13 protein-coding genes and 1 tRNA gene are annotated in these 17,117 nt (G+C 54.0%); 10 read left to right on the forward strand and 4 right to left on the reverse strand.

Annotation, left to right across the window (positions count from 1 at the left end):
- Positions 1-43 precede the first annotated feature (43 nt).
- From tsaE to trxA, 6 genes are all read left to right on the forward strand, one after another.
- Complete coding sequence (gene tsaE / locus AB6B37_RS00990; RefSeq protein ID WP_371397026.1) at positions 44-505, forward strand: tRNA (adenosine(37)-N6)-threonylcarbamoyltransferase complex ATPase subunit type 1 TsaE; 462 nt, start codon at positions 44-46, stop codon at positions 503-505.
- Positions 498-1,580, forward strand: coding sequence for an aminoglycoside phosphotransferase family protein (locus tag AB6B37_RS00995; RefSeq protein ID WP_371397027.1), 1,083 nt, complete (start codon positions 498-500; stop codon positions 1,578-1,580). The genes tsaE and AB6B37_RS00995 overlap by 8 nt, the downstream gene beginning before the upstream one ends.
- Complete coding sequence (locus AB6B37_RS01000; RefSeq protein ID WP_371397028.1) at positions 1,577-2,296, forward strand: nucleotidyltransferase family protein; 720 nt, start codon at positions 1,577-1,579, stop codon at positions 2,294-2,296. Before AB6B37_RS00995 ends, AB6B37_RS01000 begins: the two co-directional genes overlap by 4 nt.
- Positions 2,278-5,382 carry a double-strand break repair protein AddB gene (gene addB, locus AB6B37_RS01005; protein WP_371397029.1) on the forward strand — a complete coding sequence of 1,035 codons (3,105 nt, stop codon included), beginning with the start codon at positions 2,278-2,280 and terminating at the stop codon, positions 5,380-5,382. The genes AB6B37_RS01000 and addB overlap by 19 nt, the downstream gene beginning before the upstream one ends.
- Complete coding sequence (gene addA, locus AB6B37_RS01010; RefSeq protein ID WP_371397031.1) at positions 5,379-8,921, forward strand: double-strand break repair helicase AddA; 3,543 nt, start codon at positions 5,379-5,381, stop codon at positions 8,919-8,921. The genes addB and addA overlap by 4 nt, the downstream gene beginning before the upstream one ends.
- A gap of 86 nt (positions 8,922-9,007) precedes the next feature.
- Positions 9,008-9,328, forward strand: coding sequence for a thioredoxin (gene trxA, locus AB6B37_RS01015; protein ID WP_371397032.1), 321 nt, complete (start codon positions 9,008-9,010; stop codon positions 9,326-9,328).
- Between the two features lie 54 nt (positions 9,329-9,382).
- Here trxA and AB6B37_RS01020 read toward each other — a convergent pair whose 3' ends face one another.
- Both AB6B37_RS01020 and AB6B37_RS01025 read right to left on the reverse strand, forming a co-directional pair.
- A complete protein-coding gene (locus AB6B37_RS01020) occupies positions 9,383-10,114 on the reverse strand; it encodes a hypothetical protein (protein WP_371397033.1) in 732 nt (243 codons plus the stop codon).
- Positions 10,111-10,875, reverse strand: coding sequence for a hypothetical protein (locus AB6B37_RS01025; protein ID WP_371397034.1), 765 nt, complete (start codon positions 10,873-10,875; stop codon positions 10,111-10,113). Before AB6B37_RS01025 ends, AB6B37_RS01020 begins: the two co-directional genes overlap by 4 nt.
- A 245-nt stretch (positions 10,876-11,120) precedes the next feature.
- Between AB6B37_RS01025 and AB6B37_RS01030 the strand changes: the two genes are divergently transcribed.
- Positions 11,121-12,839 carry a hypothetical protein gene (locus tag AB6B37_RS01030; protein WP_371397035.1) on the forward strand — a complete coding sequence of 573 codons (1,719 nt, stop codon included), beginning with the start codon at positions 11,121-11,123 and terminating at the stop codon, positions 12,837-12,839.
- Positions 12,840-13,167: 328 nt separating this feature from the next.
- On the forward strand, positions 13,168-13,968 hold the full coding sequence (gene murI, locus AB6B37_RS01035; protein WP_371397036.1) for a glutamate racemase: 801 nt from the start codon (positions 13,168-13,170) through the stop codon (positions 13,966-13,968).
- A gap of 10 nt (positions 13,969-13,978) precedes the next feature.
- Here the strand turns inward: murI and AB6B37_RS01040 are convergent, their stop codons facing one another.
- The gene (locus tag AB6B37_RS01040) at positions 13,979-14,581 is read right to left on the reverse strand and encodes a YqaA family protein (protein ID WP_371397037.1); all 603 of its coding nucleotides are present in this window, start codon (positions 14,579-14,581) and stop codon (positions 13,979-13,981) included.
- Positions 14,582-14,737: 156 nt separating this feature from the next.
- Here AB6B37_RS01040 and AB6B37_RS01045 point away from each other — a divergent pair.
- A tRNA-Leu gene (locus tag AB6B37_RS01045) sits at positions 14,738-14,821 on the forward strand.
- A 53-nt stretch (positions 14,822-14,874) separates the two neighbouring features.
- Here the strand turns inward: AB6B37_RS01045 and AB6B37_RS01050 are convergent.
- Complete coding sequence (locus AB6B37_RS01050) at positions 14,875-15,498, reverse strand: CIA30 family protein (protein WP_371397038.1); 624 nt, start codon at positions 15,496-15,498, stop codon at positions 14,875-14,877.
- Positions 15,499-15,684: 186 nt separating this feature from the next.
- Between AB6B37_RS01050 and AB6B37_RS01055 the strand changes: the two genes are divergently transcribed.
- Positions 15,685-17,085, forward strand: a complete 1,401-nt coding sequence (locus AB6B37_RS01055) for a Glu/Leu/Phe/Val dehydrogenase (RefSeq protein ID WP_371397039.1) — start codon at positions 15,685-15,687, stop codon at positions 17,083-17,085.
- Positions 17,086-17,117 lie beyond the last annotated feature (32 nt).

Raw genomic sequence — 17,117 nt, forward strand, 5'->3', positions numbered from 1 at the left:
GTAAGGCGTTGCAAAGATTTTTCAAGCGCTTATCACGGTTCTCATGTCGCATGCGCCTGCCATTTCAAATCAAACGATTACCTTGCCCGATACGGGGGCGAGCTTGGCGCTGGGCGGACGTCTGGCTGCGCATTTAAAGCCGGGGGATGTGGTCGCGCTGCACGGTGATTTGGGCGCGGGTAAAACCACGCTGGTGCGCGGGCTATTACAAGCGCTGTTGGGGGCCGCGGTCGAGGTGCCGTCCCCGACCTACACGCTGGTTCAAATTTACGACACTGATATTGGCGAGGTTTGGCACGGCGATATGTACCGATTAGAGCAGCCAAAGGACGGCGAGGAGCTTGGCCTTTGGGACGCGTTTGAAGACGCAATATGCCTGATTGAATGGCCGGATAAGCTTGGCGGATTTTGGCCGCGTGACGCGCTGTCTATCACGCTGGGTTTTGACGGCGAGGGACGGGTGGCGACCCTCACGGGCCAGAGAGACTGGATTAAACATGTCTGAGCGTGAGCGCATTATAAAAGCCTTTATCGGTGGTGCTGGATGGGGCGATGCCTTGCGGGCCGCTGTGCCAGGTGATGCCTCTGCGCGCCGTTATGAACGGCTAACATTAGGGGACAGACGCGCGGTTTTAATGGACGCTCCGTTAAGCTCTGATCTGCCGCCTGAACCAGACGGGGCGACAGCGGAGGCGCGCGCCGCACTCGGCTATGTCGCACAGGCCCGTTTGGCGGGCGCTGACCCCGCCGCATTTTTATGTATCGCGAGCGAGCTATCCCAGCGCGGGTTCTCCGCACCGAGGATTTTGGCGGCCGATGTAGACGAAGGCTTAATCCTGCTGGAGGATTTAGGTGCGGATTTATTCGCCCCGATTGTGACGGGTGAGCGCACGATGGAGCGCCCGCTCTATACAGCGGCGGTTGACTGCCTTGCCTCGATTTACCGGTCCAGCTTTCCGCAAGATTTCGCCTATGGCGATACGCGTTGGCGGGTGAAAGATTATGACGAAACCGCACTTCTCGCGGAAATGAGTTTGATGACCGATTGGTACGCACCTGATACGGGGGTGGTGTTATCGGATACGGCCATGGATGAATGGACGCAGTTGTGGTCACAGGCGTTTACGCAAATCTCAAACCACGCGCCGGGTCTTGCCCTGCGTGATTTCCATGCGGAAAATATCTTCTGGATGCCAGAGCGCGCGGGCACGGCCAATGTCGGGTTGATTGATTTCCAAGACGCCCTCATGACCCACCCGTCCTATGATCTGGCGTCCTTGATCGAGGATATTCGCCGCGATGTCAGTGCCAATTTAACTGATGACTTAATCGCGCGTTTCTGTGGGCAAGCGGGCCTAAAATATGATGACGATTTTCGCGCGGCCTATGCGGTGATGGGCGCCCAACGCTCGACAAAGCTTTTGGGTTTTCCTGTGCGGGCCGATAAAGCTTACGGCAAACCGCAATACCGTGCGCTTCTCCCGCGCGTGAAACGCCATTTGAACAATAGCCTCGCTCATGACGTTATGGGCGATATTCGGGATTGGTATGGCCGCTACGTGCCAGAGGTGTTGTCGTGATTAAAACAGCGATGATCATGGCGGCGGGGCACGGGACACGGATGCGGCCGCTAACCCATGACCGCTCAAAAGCGATGGTGGAGCTAGCCGGACGCCCTCTCATTGATCACATGATTGACCGCTTGCTGGCGGTGGGTGTCACGCGCATTATTGTTAACGTCCATGCCTTCGCTGATCATTTGGAGGCACATCTTAAAACACGACAGACCGATTTTGAATTAATTATCTCGGATGAGCGGAATGAACTTCTTGAGACGGGCGGCGGCGTCGTTAAAGCTTTGCCACTGCTGGGGGATGGTCCCATATTTATTTGCAACATTGACGCGGTTTGGCTGGAAAAAACAGAGACGCTGGCAGCTATGATAAAGGCATGGGACGCAGATGTGATGGACGATTTGCTCCTGCTCGCGCCGATTGGTGACACCATGGGCTATAACGGCAAGGGCGATTTTTCTATGGATGCTGACCGCAGTATTGCTTGGCGCGATGGTGACAGTGCGCCTTATGTCTATGCAGGCGTTCAAATCGCGCGGCTAGAGCCGTTACGCGGTTATAAGGTCGAGCCATTTTCGCGCACGAAAGTCTGGCGTCAATCTGTGCCTAATAATCGGGCTTTCGGCCACATCCTCAACGGCTTTTGGATGCATGTCGGCGACCCGCAAGCTCGCAATGTGGCCGAAGGTATTCTGGCGGATGAATGGGAAAATTGGGCGTGAGCGATTACGACCCAGCGGATAAATTACCTGTTTTTACGATGCCGTCTGGCGTGGACTTCCTTGGCTCTCTCGCGGCGGGACTGCGGGCGCAATACGGCGAGGGTTTATCAGACGCGCTGATACTATTGCCGACGCGTCGTGCTGTGCGGGCCTTGGGCGATGCCTTTGTTGATCTCGCGCGCGAAGACGGAAAAGGCGTGACACTGCTGCCGCGCATGCGTCCGCTGGCCGATATTGACCCGGACGAGCCACCCTTTGAAATCGGTGATTTGGCCGCCCGTGTGCCGCGCGAAATATCAGGTATGCAGCGCCGTTTTGATATGGCCAAGATTGTTACGGCCTATCATCATAAAATATCATCTTTGCCGATCACACCTGCGGGTACGTTGGCGATGGCCGATCAACTTCTGATGATTTTAGATGACGCAGATATGGAAGAGGTTGACCTCTCCAAAACGGGCGCGCTGACAGACATTGCAAAAATGGCAACAGAGCATTACCAAAATGCCGCTGAATTATTTAAAATCATATCGGACTATTGGCCAAAATATCTAGCCGAGCAAAACGCTATTGGCCCTATGGCGCGCAGGGTGGCGCTACTGAATGCTTTGACAGAATTATGGTCTGAAACTCCGCCTGATTATCCTGTGATTATCGCAGGCTCCACGGGTACACTCGGCGCAACAGCGCGATTGATGGGGTGTGTCGCGCGACTGGCGGACAGCCAAATTATTTTGCCCGGTCTGGACGTCAATTTGCGTACGGCAGCGTGGGACGCGATTGGCGCCGAGCATCCGCAAAATGCGTTGAAAAATTTGTTGTCTGTGATTGGGATAGACCGCGCGGATGTGCGTGACTTCACGCCGCTGATTGGCCTCACGGGCTCGCTATCGGGTCGTCGCCGCGTCATATCCGAAGCTCTCGTTCCCGTGCCGGAAACCAATGACTGGCCGACGCAAATCAATATCGTCCGGCATGAAAAAGAGGGTTACGACCCGTTCGAGGTTGCGTTTAAAGGCCTGTCACTCATAGAGGCTGAAACCGATGATGAAGAAGCGATGAGCATTGCGCTTATCATGCGCGAAACATTGGAGGCGCCTGACGCCACCGCAGCCCTTGTGACCCCTGACCCTGCGCTTGCGCGGCGCGTAAAAGCCAAGCTGCGGCGGTGGGATGTCAATGTCGATTATTCCCAAGGCGAACCGCTGGAAGAAACCCAAATGGGGGCCTATTTGGCGGGCCTCATGCGGGTGATTATTGACCCAGAGAACCCCGTGCACTTGGCGTTTATTGCCAAACATCCGCTGAGCGCGATGGGATGGGATGGGGGGCGGCTGTCGCAGGCTTGGCGACGGATAGAGCGCAAAGCGCTACGCGGCCCGCGTCGCTCTATCAAAAATATTGACGCGATGCGCTTTGATAAAAACCATTATGGGCGTGATATATTTGATGATGACGACCGCGCGGCCATTGATGATTTAATTGCCTTTGATAACGTCATTAAACAGACAATTGACGCTCTATCGGGGCCCTGTCACGCCGATGTCTGGGCACGCAATTTAACGACCCTTGCCGAAACACTGGCAACCACTGATGACACCCCTGGTATGGCTCGATTATGGCTGGGCGAGGCGGGTGAAAAAGCGGCCTTATTGCTGACCCAGCTGATTGAACACGGCGGATTATTACCCGCCATGGACGCAGGCCATTTCGCCGATGTGTTTGGGAATCTCATGCGCGGCCAAGTCGTGCGCCCGCGCTACGGCACCCATCCACGACTACAAATTCTAGGCCCGTTAGAGGCGCGGATGCTCTGGGCGGATACGGTTGTTCTGGGCGGCCTAAACGAAGGCATCTGGCCCGTAGCTCCGACTGTGGAGCCGTTTTTATCCCGCTCTATGCGGCGCGCTTTGGGGTTGTCCTTGCCTGAACGCCGCTACGGATTATCGGCGCATGATTTTGCCGAGCTTGCCAGTAACCCCAAAGTTATTTTAACGCGGTCAAAACGCACTGATAGCGGGCCAGCAGTGGCCTCGCGCTGGCTCTGGCGGCTGCAAACGCTGGCGCGCGGGGCGCATATGAACGCTGACGGCATGGATATGTCCCGTGACATGTTTAAGCCTGATCAAGATTACCTTGGCTGGGCGCGCGCCGTTGATGCGGTGGACGCGCAAGCGGTGAGCGCGATAGAGCGTCCTGAACCCGCCCCGCCGCTGGATGCGCGGTGGCCCAAAGGGCGGCAGATTTCTGTCACCCGCCTGACCACCCTTATCCGTGATCCTTACGCCCATTATGCCCGCACGATTTTGGGGCTGGAACCGCTGGATAATCTTGACTCGGGTCTTGATGCGCGGGTCTTGGGTACCTCTATTCATGGCGTGCTGGAAGATTTCTCTAAGCGCTTTGGCGATACCGTGCCGGATGACGCGCGCGAGATTTTGGCGGGTGATTTGGCGGCCTCGCTCAGCGCGCTTAATGTGCCTGACGCCACTGTCTATGCAGAGCGGCCAAGGCTTGAACGCATTGCGGGGAAATATCTGGATTGGTTTTCCAAATCTCGTGCGGACGGCTGGCACACGGCAGGGCTTGAAGTCTCTGGCAAAATGAGCGTCTCTGCCAAGGGTGGTGAGTTTCAAGCCACCGCCATCGCCGACCGTATTGATTATCGCAGCGGGCAATACCGCTTGGTTGATTATAAAACCGGAAAACCGCCATCGACTAATGTCATTAAGGCGGGCTTTGACGCACAACTCCCGCTACAAGTCGTGATGATTGACCAAGACGGGTTTAAAGATATGCACGGCACCGTTGGCGATATGAGTTATCTATCGCTGCAAGGCTTTAACGACGACCCGCCGTTTCATTCGCTGCAAACGGGACGCAGTGTTTGGTCACCCGAAGACTACGCGCAAGCGGCTGAGGAGGCCTTGCAAAAATTAATTGATTATTTCGATACTGACGGGTCAATTTATCACGCGCAGCCGCGCATCCAATATGAAAATATTTACGGCGATTATGACCATCTGTCGCGCCGCGCAGAATGGGCCAAGGCGGGTGACAATGACACTAACGGAGGCGAGGGATGAGCGCCGTAAAACCTCCGCAACCCGATTATGACCGCGCCGTGCATTACCAAACGCTGGCTGCGGATCCGTCGCGCAGTGTCTTTGTCTCGGCCAATGCGGGGTCTGGTAAAACCCATGTCCTGGTCAATCGCGTGTCGCGTATATTACTGTCCAATAGTGATGTCACACCGCAAGATATCCTGTGTCTGACCTATACAAAGGCGGCGGCGTCAGAAATGCAAACGCGGCTATTTCAAACACTGGGTGAATGGTCTGTTATGCCAGAGGCGGCTCTGCGTGAAAAATTAAACACGCTTTATAACCGCCCTGTTGATATCGATTTGGGTGAAGCGCGGCAATTATTTGCTAAAGCGCTAGAGACGCCCGAAGGCCTAAAGGTGCAAACCATTCACGCTTTTTGCGAACGTGTTTTGTCGCGTTTCCCAGTTGAGGCGGGAATCCTACCAGGGTTTGAGCCGCTGGATGATAGCGAGGCCAGCGCGTTATTTGGCCAAGTTTGGCAGGGATTAATTGAACGCGCATATGCCAATCCGCATTCTGATTTGGCGCTGGCGTTAAACGATCTGGTTGCCAATGACGCCCCCTCCACGGTCGAAGCGCTGCGCAATTGGATGGCCTATAATGTGCCCAAAATAGAGGATTGGGTTAGCGCGGGCGGCGTGGAGCCATTGCGCGCACGGTTAGGGATTGCTGCTAGCGAGACCGAAGACAGCTTGAAAGCCAAAGTCTGGGCGGCGGTGGATAAGACCTTGTTAAAACCTGCCGCGACAGCACTGGTAGCTTCCGGTAAAAAGCAAGCGGAAAAAGGTCAACTGTGTCTTGATGCGCTGGCTGAAACTGACCCTATAAAAGCCTTTGATCTATATGCCCGCGCGATTTTTAAAAAATCTGAACGCACGCCGACAGGTCAAATTGGCGGCAAGACAATGCCAGACGCTGTCACAGAATTTTTCGGTGATTATAACAGCGTCGACAGCGCGGAAATGCAGGGCATGGCGCGGGCGGGACAAGACCTCTCGGCACTGACAATTTTGCGGCGCACGGAAACGGTGTTCATCATCGCCAAAGATTTTGCGGCCACTTACAAAGTCGCCAAAGCTAGCGCACGTGTTCTCGACTTCTCTGATCAAATCTTGCTCGTGCGTAATCTTCTGACCCGCTCAGAGGTATCAGAGTGGGTGCGCTATAAAATGGATATGGGGATTAAACATATCCTTGTGGACGAAGCCCAAGACACAGCCCCAGAACAATGGGATATTATTGACGCGCTGGCGGACGCCTTTGAGCATGACGAAAAAGACCGTCACTTGCCCCGCACACTTTTTGCGGTGGGTGATGAAAAGCAATCGATTTATTCTTTCCAAGGCGCAGACCCCACTGTCTTTATTGGCAAGTCGCAGTTTGAGACAGAGCCTGATAATGCCATTCGGATGCGCATGTCGTTTCGCTCTGCGCCGGCCGTGCTAGAGGCTGTTGATGCAGTCTTTGTCGGGCAAGGCGGCTTGCAACAGATGTTTGGCGCAGATTATGTCCCGCCCGCCTCTGACCTGATTACCCATACGGCTAAACGCGAAATTCCAGGGTTGGTCGAATTATGGCCGCTGTCCCCGCCGCCTGTGACCACAGAGGATGAAGTTCCTTATGACCCGCGCCCTGTTGATACCGAAGGCCAAGACGGCGCGAGGGAGAAACTAGCGCGCGCCATTGCGACCCAAGTCAAAGACTGGATTGATAAAGGCGAGCTAATTACCAAATTTGATAAATCAGCCGTGGGCGGTGCGCGCGAAGTGGTGCGCCCCATGCAAGCGGGTGATGTTTTGATATTGGTGCGCAAACGCTCAGGCGCGTTTTTCAACGCTGTCATCCGAAATTTAAAACGTGCTGGTGTTCCTGTCGCGGGGGCTGACCGGTTGATATTATCAGACAGCATCGCGGTGCAGGACCTTATGTCGCTCGCGCGATTTGTTTGCTTACCCGAAGATGATCTCGCCTTGGCTGAAGCGTTAAAAAGCCCGTTGTTTAATATTTCAGAGACGCAATTGTTTGAGGTGGCGGCGGGACGAAAAGGACGTTTATGGCCTGCGCTTAAACACAGCGATCAGCCTTGGGCAAAAGATGTGGTCACTGCGCTGACATCCATTTTATCAGCGTCACGACGGCTTGCGCCTTATGAGTTTTTTGAAACTGTTCTTAACCGCCTCTTGCCTGACGGTACATCGACAGTGCGCCAGTTTTACGCGCGGCTATCTATGGAGGTCGAAGACCCGATTGCGGCGTTTCTGGCCAAGGCGCTGGCCCATCAACGCCAAAGCGCGCCGTCGCTTCAGCATTTTGTGCATAGCTTTGGCGGTGATACGGGCGAGCTAAAACGGGAAATGGACGGCAGCCATAACCAGGTCCGCGTCATGACGGTCTACGGCGCAAAGGGCCTAGAAGCCCCCGTCGTCATCCTGCCCGATACAACGCAAATACCCGGCGCGCGTGACGCCACAGATAATGGCCTACTTAATCTGGATGATAACACATTTGCGCGCCTTGGCGGCGGGGCCGATACGCCAGAGGTGCTAGAGACGATAAAAGAGGCGCGCGTCAAAAGTGCGACCGAAGAATATTTGCGGCTTTTATATGTGGCCATGACCCGCGCGGAAAGTCGGCTTCTAATCTGCGGTTATAAATCAGGGCGCGTCCCAAAAGACGACCTCTACCCGAAAGCGCCAGAGGGGAGTTGGCATGATTGGGCGGCGCGTGCGCTGATGTCGCTAGACGGATGTTACCGGGTAAAGACGCCGTTTGACGTCGAGGGTGAGGGCGGCATTGCGGGGCTGGCTTATGGCGCGCGACCCGTTTTAGGCGGGACAGATGAAACCGTCGATAATGTGAGTGTTACTGCGGATTTGCCGTCTTGGATTACCACGCCCTGCGAGGCTCCACGCCTGCGTGAACGCCGCGTAACGCCGTCCCATCTGCTTGCGCCGCCGCCGGGTCTGGACGCGCCGCTACGCTCGCCCTTGGAAACGCCTGTGCCTGTTTATCGCCGCGGTATGCTTATCCATAAACTACTTGAACTGCTGCCCGATGTTACGCCTGATGCGCGGCGTAATGCTGCTGCGCGGTTCTTGGACAGTCACGGGGACCTGCCGCAATCGTTGCGGGATGACATAGAAACCGTCGTGTTTTCTGTGCTGGACAACCCCGCGTTTGAGGCAATTTTCGCGCCGGGCACACGGGCAGAAATATCGCTTGCGGGCCGCGCCGATAGCTTGCCTGCCTCTGTTTATCTCAACGCGCAAATCGACCGCCTGTCAGTCAGTGAGGCGGAGGTGTTTATTGTGGATTATAAATCCAACCGACCGCCGCCGACCGACCCGCATGATGTTTCGCCAAGCTATCTTGGCCAAATGGCGGCCTACCGCGAAATGGCGCGCACGCTTTACCCGACTAGAACGGTCACTTGCGGTCTGTTGTGGACGGACGGCCCGCATATGATGATTTTGCCAGACGCACTTTTAGATGCGGCTTTGGAGCAGATTCCAAAATAGAATACTGAATAGATTCCCAACGTGCTGTCCTTGACGGGGTCGGGCGCGCTTCCTACCTACAGTAAAAGTTAATCTAAGGAGTTCCCATGGCCACCGTAAAAGTCACAGATAGCAGTTTTAAAGACGATGTTTTGGGCAGTTCTTCGCCCGTCCTTGTAGATTTTTGGGCGGAATGGTGTGGTCCCTGTAAACAAATCGGCCCAGCGCTGGAACAAATTTCTGACGAAATGGGTGACCGCATTAAAGTTGCTAAGGTCAATATTGATGACGACCCTGAAACACCCGCGAAATTTCATGTGCGAGGTATTCCGACGCTCATGATTTTCAAAGACGGTCAGGTCGTGGCAACGAAGGTCGGTGCCATGACCAAAACCAAGCTAGAAGAATGGGTATCAGAGCACGCCTAGTCGCGCTGATATGTGTTTTTAAAGCCCCTCCATCGTGAGGGGCTTTTTTTATGGTCAGTCAGCGCTGACGTCTGCCTTATTCTTCCTATTCCAATCCGCGCAATAGCTGCGTTGGTTTGGCGTATTATAACCGGGGGCTCTGGCGCATATTTCTTTGGCGGTTTTCGGTGTTGTTTGCTTTCGCGCCCGACTATCGCGAAGTTTTTGCACCTCTGGGTCGGGCACGACCTCTGTGCCTTTGGGGACCATGGTAATGACAAGCGGATTAGGCGACAACTGCATGGCTGCGCCAGACGCGGCATCGACCAACATAAAAGACCCGCCGACACCAACGGCCACAATCGCGGCAGGCCCCGCCACTGCGGCAAAACCAAGACTGGTCGCGCCGAGCGAGGCCCCAACACCTGCGCCAACCCCTGCCAAGGATAGTCCAGTGACGGCACCCCCCGTCGCGGACGGTGCAAGGTTGCGACGGCTGAGGCCGGACGTTATCGCAAATTCCAAAGGTTCCATTCCGGGATAGGTCAATGTCGCAATTGTATTCGTTCGGCGGCTGAGTTTTATTTCGCAAGGTGTGGGGGAACAGCTAAAATACTCTGGCTCCAGTGATTTATCTTTGCGGCGCGCAGCTTTGCTCGCCGTTGTCTCAATATCTGTGGTTACGGTAACCCCGGGCGGTACAGTTTCAAAACGCACACGCTCTGTTGTGCCTTTGGAAATCGTTGCGCAAGCTGGCAAGGACAGCATGCAAAATAAGATTAATAGGGGCCGCAAAATCGATGTCATGGATTGCTCTCACTGTTTGGCAACTCTGCCAGTGGCGTCTTTAGTGATGGTTTGCGCCGTCTTTGCCGCACACCGTCAACATTGGGGTCAAGGGTGTATTGCGCTCTGTCTTTGGCAAGGCGAACAAAAAGGGGATTGGGATAAATTGAATGATCGGCGCCTGTCACGGCGTCGGTTGTATCGGCGGCTAGCGTATAGGACGCCGCCCCAAATAAAATCATCCCGCCCCCGATTAAAGCTCCTCCCGCGAGCGGCGCGACAAGCACTGTGCCTGATTCAAGCACAGCGGTTCCAGCAATAAGCCCCGTGCTGGCGGCAGTACCAAGAGCCACATTGCCTCGGATCAGGGGGTCTTTGATATCCGCAGGGTCTGCGAGTGAGACGGCTGTGCCGCTTTTGACGGGCGCATCGGTCGTGGCCGCTATGGGCGAGCGGCTATCGCGCTGTCGTGCGGCGGCTTGTTTTTTTAGCCGCGTTTTCTCGCGGTATCGCCGTTCGCTACGGTGATCTGAAAATACAGCAGCTTCATAGGGCGCGTAATCCTTATGCTCGATTAAAACAACGGCTTCCGTGCGGCGCGGCAATTTGAAAGAACAGGGCGTTGGCTCGCAGCCAATATAGGCTGTCTGAGTATCGCGGGGCATTTTTACTATATCGGTATAGGCCCGCGCGCCGGGGGGCTCGGTAATGACCTTTATAGTTTCATGCGTGCCTTTGGTCACCGTCGCGCAGGCGCTCAGCAATATTAGAGGCAATCCCACTAAAATATTAAAGCGCGCCCTCTGATATGCCTTGGTTTTAGCCATGAAAAAACCGTGCAGAATGCCCGCGTCAAAGACAAAACATCAAAGGTTTCACTCTATTTCATATCATTTCAGCATGTTTCAAAGGGCATTTGGTGCACTATTTTGATTTGTTAGGCCACATTGCCGTTGTGTTACAAAGATGAACGCACTGTTAACATGACTTTCAGCTTGGCCTCAGTCTTGCTATGGTAATAGGGCTTATGACACATCTTATACGAACGCCTGTAAAAACTTTGATCACCGCGCTTTGCTTATCAGCCGCCTTTAGCCTGCCAGCCCTAGCTCAATATAACCCAGAGACGGGTTATTACGAAACAAATGAGCGGGTCACGACAAATCCGCAGGCCTTGGGCGCGACAACCGAAATTCGCGGGGCGTTGTCCCTACCAGAGATGAGCCCAGAGCAAATCGCGGCGGACATTGTGCGTGAATTTGACCCGCAAACAGGCCTTCGGGTCAGTATCGCGCCGACATTTGATCCCTTTGAAGCCGACCCTAATTTGGCGGGGACAGCCAATCTGCGGACGGGTGCCTCTTCTGTTACGCTTGACGGGCAGCGGGTCATCGGCGGGGCTTATCTTGATTTATCGATGATTTATTCAACGGCCACTGACGATCCGTTTGATGTTCGCGGTTATGACCGTGCGGTTTATGTGTCGGGACAGCCTGTGTCGCGCATATTGCAAGACGCGCAGACATTGGATTGTTCAACGAATACGACCGAAGTCGTTTATGACGAAGGCTATAACCGGGGGTCATCATATGGCTATCTCGGCGGACTTTATGTGCTTTTCCCGCGCTACCGTGGGCACCGCGGTTATGGTCGGGGTTACGGCCATCACCGGGGTTATGGCTCATATGGTTACGGACGTGGCCGGGGTCGCGACTATGGTCGTGGCGGTCGGGGTCATGGCGACGGATTTGGTCGCGGTGGTCGTGGTGGACATGGATCTGATGGCGGGCGTGGCCGGGGATCTGACGGTGGCCGTGGTGGTCGCGGATCTGATGGAGGTCGCGGCGGCCGGGGATCTGGCGGTGATAAGGGCTACAAAAAACACAACGGCAAGGTAACACCTGTTACGGATTTACCGAGCAATCCAGACCGTGTGCGCCGTATTCGCGACGCCACTGGAACGCCGACGCGTCGGACCGGCAATGGTACAAGAGGTCGGTCGAGTGATCGTCCCGTTACGCGTCCCAGAGTTGAGCGTCCCGGAACCGAGCGTTCAAGAGGAAGCCGCGGCACATCGCGCGATCGCATGAATGCCAAAAAAAGCAATCAACGCTCTGTGCCTGTGTCAAAGCGCATAAGCACTAGCGGCACGAACAGTCCTGTTTCGCGTCCAAGCTCTCGGCCAGCGACGCGTCCTTCTGTGTCGCGTCCTGTGTCCCAGCCCAGAGCTGTATCAAAGCCGCGTCCACAGTCGCGCCCGGTCTCCAAACCAAAGCCGCAGTCCCGTCCAGTGTCAAAACCGCGCAAGGTTGACCGCTCAACGGATCGCGAGTTTAGAAATCATAAATCATCCAAGTCGCGCAAGCATATGAACTTCTTTGCCAGTCCCGCGATTGTTGCCCCCGTGATGAGCGCCAGCGGTTACGCCCGTACAGATGTCTATCAAGACACACGCTGTATCCGTGAAGAAAAAGTCACGCTTCACATCCCGCAAGAACGCTTGGATGCGGCACGGTTTGATGGGCTGACGATAATTTTGCTTGATAGCGCAGGGGCTGAAGTGCCTGTTTATCTGCCCCCTAATTATATCGAAGGGTTCCGCCAAGCAGTCTCTGGCTATAGCGGTACGGTTACGCACTCTGGTGGCTATGCATCGCAGCCGCGCGTTATCCAACCCGCGCTTGACAGACCCGGCTATCCGCTGCGTGACCGCGCACCAACGCAGGGTGGGTATCCGCAGCAATAGCGTTCTCCCTGATGTGCCGTATTGAGACATATTTGTATCAAAACGGCACAGTGTCCGTGCGGGGGGCCCATAAACCCGTCATAATCTCGCCATTTTGGGGAATTATGACTTGGCATAACGCTTGCAACGATAATGTTGAACAGATGGTGTCATCACTTTTCTGATCCCGACCTCGCCACTCCCACATCCGGCGCGGTCAACTTTTAGTCAAAACCACCTTCTCCCCGTCTTTATGGCGGGGATTTTTTTGACTTGATTTTGCCCTATCGCCGTCATCTTTTTATGGTTTTAAACCCTTTGGTAAGGGGGCTTGCGGCAAAGCTGATCTATGGCACATGCACTTATATTTGATTCCGGCGTTGGCGGGCTTTCCGTTTCACGCGAAATCCGTGACCTGCTACCCGCTCTGCGCCAAAGCTATGTCGCTGATGATATCTTTCGCCCTTACGGCGAGAAGACACCTGCGCAATTACAAGCCCGCTTGCCAGAATTACTTGCGACACTCGAATTAATGCTGTCGCCTGACGTCATTGTCATTGCGTGTAACACGGCCTCGACCACCGCGCTTGACGCTATTCGTGCTGCGGTGCGTGCGCCCGTGATTGGCGTCGTGCCGGCGATAAAACCCGCCGCGCAGATGACGCGCACAGGCACGATTGCGGTGCTAGGAACACCCGGCACGGTCAAGCGCCGCTATGTTGACGGTCTTATCCGCGACCATGCCTCTGACTGTCACGTTATCTTGCAAGGCTCTGTCAACTTGGTCGATATAGCCGAAGCGAAATTAGCTGGCGGCGCCGTCGACCTTGCCCGGATTAAAGCCGAACTGGCCCCGTTGTTTTCAGGCAAACACGGCGCTGATATTGACGCGGTCGTTTTGGCTTGTACCCATTTCCCACTCTTAAAGGACGAGTTAAAAGCCTCGCTTACCCAGTCTGTAAGGTGGATTGATAGCGGGGCCGCCATTGCGCGGCGGGTGAAATCTGTTCTTGATGACAAAGCTGTGGATATCGCCAAGGGGTTTAACAGCGCTGATAATGCGTTTTTGATCGGCCCTGATACGGGGGCCGCGCGGGCGGCGACGTTTCAAGATTTTGGTTTTGCCCGCGTTATCGGGCTGCTCTCTTAAGGGTACAGGCTTAGTGCATGAAATGCATATAAGCCCAATACATCCCCGCGAGTAAGACAAATAGGCCGATTGAAAAGAGGCCAAAATGCTTTTTCATAATCTCTTCGGCTTTGGGTCCCGCAAGGCGAATAATGCCTGCGACCAGGAAAAACCGCAACGAGCGCGCCATAACACTAGCAGCGATAAAAACCGCAAAGTTAATCTTAAGCGCCCCGCTCATGATGGTGATGACCTTATAAGGAAACGGCGTCAGTCCCGCGCCAAAGACGGCGAGGCCGCCGTACTGCGCAATACGCGCTGAAAACTCGGCCATTTTATCTGTTTTGCCCAAAGCCTCCAAGACAGGTACGGCCAAAGCGTCAAAGAAGAACAGGCCAAGGAAATATCCCGCAATACCGCCCAAGACAGAGGCGACAGTGGCAACCAAAGCAATTTTCCACCAGTTTTTAAGATTAGCCTGTACCATCGGAATGATCATCAAATCAGGCGGGATCGGGAAAAAAGAGCTTTCAATAAAGCTGATAAATGCCAGCCACCGATAGGCCAAACGGTGCCGCGCGAGGGCTTTGGTATCTTCATACCACTTATCTAGAAATGCGAGTTTTCCTTGCATGGACGCGGCTTTAGCAGAGATTGTCTTAAAGTCACCTTTAAATGCAGATGAAAAGCGGAAAGCTTCCCTACATTATTGCTGCACAAATTTCAAAAATCGAAAAATGCATATGGATTTTTAAAAAGGGCTCCTCTATATCACCCCTCTACTTGGTATGCGGCTGTGGCGGAATTGGTAGACGCGCGGGATTCAAAATCCCGTTCCTTTGGAGTGTCGGTTCGATTCCGACCAGCCGTACCAAGAGGCGCAAGTTCAGAGGCGTCGGTTAAGAGGCGTCCGTTAATCGCCTTATGTTACGCCGTTTTCCCGCATCCTTCCATCCAATCGACCTTTAGCTCGAAAGGGCCGTCTTGTCCGTCGGATAGGATGATGCCGATGGTGTTGACCTTGGACGGGTCAAATGTTGCGCCGCGTAAGGGGCGGCCAAAAATAGAGGCTTGTAAATCATCAAAGGGGACAAAGACGGTTTCCCATTCGCCGGGCTGAGTAGCGGCAATGGGTGCTTGGAAGGCAATAGAGCGGCGGCGGAAATAGGCATCGGTACGTAGCGATAATTTATAGCCGCGCCCGTCGGATTTCACGCGCAGATTTATACCGTCCGCACCGCCCAATACGCCAGGCTCGACAAAGCGGCGCACGGATGAAAACCCGCCGCCATTGGTATTGATGACGCCGCTAAAGACCATATGCGCGTCATTAAATGACGGGCCGCCTGATGACCGCCCGCCCATGACACCGTCATTGACTGCGCCCCATTTTTGCTGCTCGCTAGGGGTCTTAAAACTTAGTTTCATAGGGCAACTCATGGAAAGTGTGGTACGTGATTGTGCGGTCTCTGCGCGGCTTTGAATAGCCGTCGCGAGTAGTAAAAGCGTAGCAACAGCGAGCGCTGCCAAGGTAAATTTAAACTTTTTCATATTATTATTACGGGCTAGACCGCGATCGGGTTGCTACCCAACACACATGTCAAAAAATGACGAAGAATTTAGCAAAATTCTCTCTTAAACTGCGAAATATAGACTATTCTTTATCGTTTGACGGGCATAGAGAGGAACAAAGCACCGCGACGCGGTTGGTTAATTTAGTTTGAGGGAAGTCTCATCATGTCAGAACTTAATTTCTCCCAAAGTGTGGATGTCATGTTCAACCGCGCGGGTAGCTATATGGATATATCGCCCAAATTGCTTGAGAAAATCCGCGTGTGTAATGCGACTTATACGGTCCGCTTTGGCGTGAAATTACGCGGCGAAGTGCATAGCTTTACAGGATACCGCGCCGTCCATTCGGAACATAAAGAACCTGTTAAAGGCGGTATTCGCTACGCCATGAGCGTTAACCAGGACGAAGTCGAAGCGCTGGCCGCATTGATGACGTATAAAACCGCGCTGGTGGATTTACCCTTTGGTGGGTCGAAAGGCGGGCTGTGTATTGACCCGAACCAATGGGACGCGACAGAGCTAGAGCGTATCACGCGCCGCTTTACATTTGAGCTATCAAAGCGCGACCTCATCCACCCGTCACAAAATGTACCCGCGCCAGATATGGGCACGGGCGAGCGCGAGATGGCGTGGATGATGGATGAATACCGCCGCTTAAACCGTACCAATATTGACGCGGCCGCCTGTGTTACGGGTAAACCTGTTCACCTCGGCGGGATTAATGGCCGTACAGAAGCCACAGGCCGGGGCGTTCAATATGTCACGCAAGAGTTTTTCCGACACCCAGAGGATAAAAAACAAGCGGGCATGCGCGGTGATCTGGACGGTAAGAAAATCGTCGTCCAAGGCCTTGGTAATGTGGGCTATCATGCGGCAAAATTCCTGTCCGAGGAAGACGGCGCGAAAATCATCACCGTGATTGAACGTGACGGTGTTATCCGCAATGAAAAGGGCATCAATATCCAAGCCTTAAAAGATCATATGAATGCGGGTAAGCCGTTATCAGAGTTTGACGGCGGCAGCTTTAGCGAAGATTTGGACGCGCTCTGTGATAAATGCGACATCTTAATCCCCGCCGCAATGGAAGGGGTGATTAACAAAAACAACGCCCATAATATTAAAACTAAATTAATTGTCGAAGCCGCCAACGGCCCGGTCACCGCTATGGCTGACAAAGTGCTTCGCGATAAAGGCGTAATTATCATTCCTGATATGCTCGCCAATGCGGGTGGTGTGGTCGTGTCCTATTTTGAATGGGTGAAAAACGTCAACCATATTCGTTTTGGCCGTTTGCAACGCCGCCGCGAAGAGAGCAAAGCGTCGCTGCTGCTCGAACAGCTAAAGAAATCAGGCGTCAAATTTGGCACGAATTTCAAAAAAGAATATATCGAAGGCGCAGACGAAATTGATTTGGTTCGTGCAGGTCTAGATGACACAATGCGTCTGGCTTACGCCAATATCCGCGAGCAACTCAATGAAAAACCAGAACTTGAAGACATCCGCACGGCAGCGTTTTATGTCGCCATTTCCGATATTGCCCTGCATTATCAGTCTTTAGGATTGTAGGGAGCGGCAGGCTTTGGCTTAGGCGGCCTTTT

The sequence above is a fragment of the Fretibacter rubidus genome (assembly GCF_041429785.1).
Taxonomy (GTDB): domain Bacteria; phylum Pseudomonadota; class Alphaproteobacteria; order Caulobacterales; family Maricaulaceae; genus Fretibacter; species Fretibacter rubidus.

Excerpts from the sequence above, each read along its gene's own strand:
- addB (WP_371397029.1), top strand. The coding sequence starts at position 2,278 with ATGGGAAAATTGGGCGTGAGCGATTACGACCCAGCGGATAAATTACCT.
- murI (WP_371397036.1), top strand. The coding sequence starts at position 13,168 with ATGGCACATGCACTTATATTTGATTCCGGCGTTGGCGGGCTTTCCGTT.
- AB6B37_RS01020 (WP_371397033.1), bottom strand. The coding sequence starts at position 10,114 with ATGACATCGATTTTGCGGCCCCTATTAATCTTATTTTGCATGCTGTCC.
- AB6B37_RS01050 (WP_371397038.1), bottom strand. The coding sequence starts at position 15,498 with ATGAAAAAGTTTAAATTTACCTTGGCAGCGCTCGCTGTTGCTACGCTT.
- AB6B37_RS01030 (WP_371397035.1), top strand. The coding sequence starts at position 11,121 with ATGACACATCTTATACGAACGCCTGTAAAAACTTTGATCACCGCGCTT.
- tsaE (WP_371397026.1), top strand. The coding sequence starts at position 44 with ATGTCGCATGCGCCTGCCATTTCAAATCAAACGATTACCTTGCCCGAT.
- AB6B37_RS01055 (WP_371397039.1), top strand. The coding sequence starts at position 15,685 with ATGTCAGAACTTAATTTCTCCCAAAGTGTGGATGTCATGTTCAACCGC.
- AB6B37_RS00995 (WP_371397027.1), top strand. The coding sequence starts at position 498 with ATGTCTGAGCGTGAGCGCATTATAAAAGCCTTTATCGGTGGTGCTGGA.
- trxA (WP_371397032.1), top strand. The coding sequence starts at position 9,008 with ATGGCCACCGTAAAAGTCACAGATAGCAGTTTTAAAGACGATGTTTTG.
- AB6B37_RS01040 (WP_371397037.1), bottom strand. The coding sequence starts at position 14,581 with ATGCAAGGAAAACTCGCATTTCTAGATAAGTGGTATGAAGATACCAAA.
- addA (WP_371397031.1), top strand. The coding sequence starts at position 5,379 with ATGAGCGCCGTAAAACCTCCGCAACCCGATTATGACCGCGCCGTGCAT.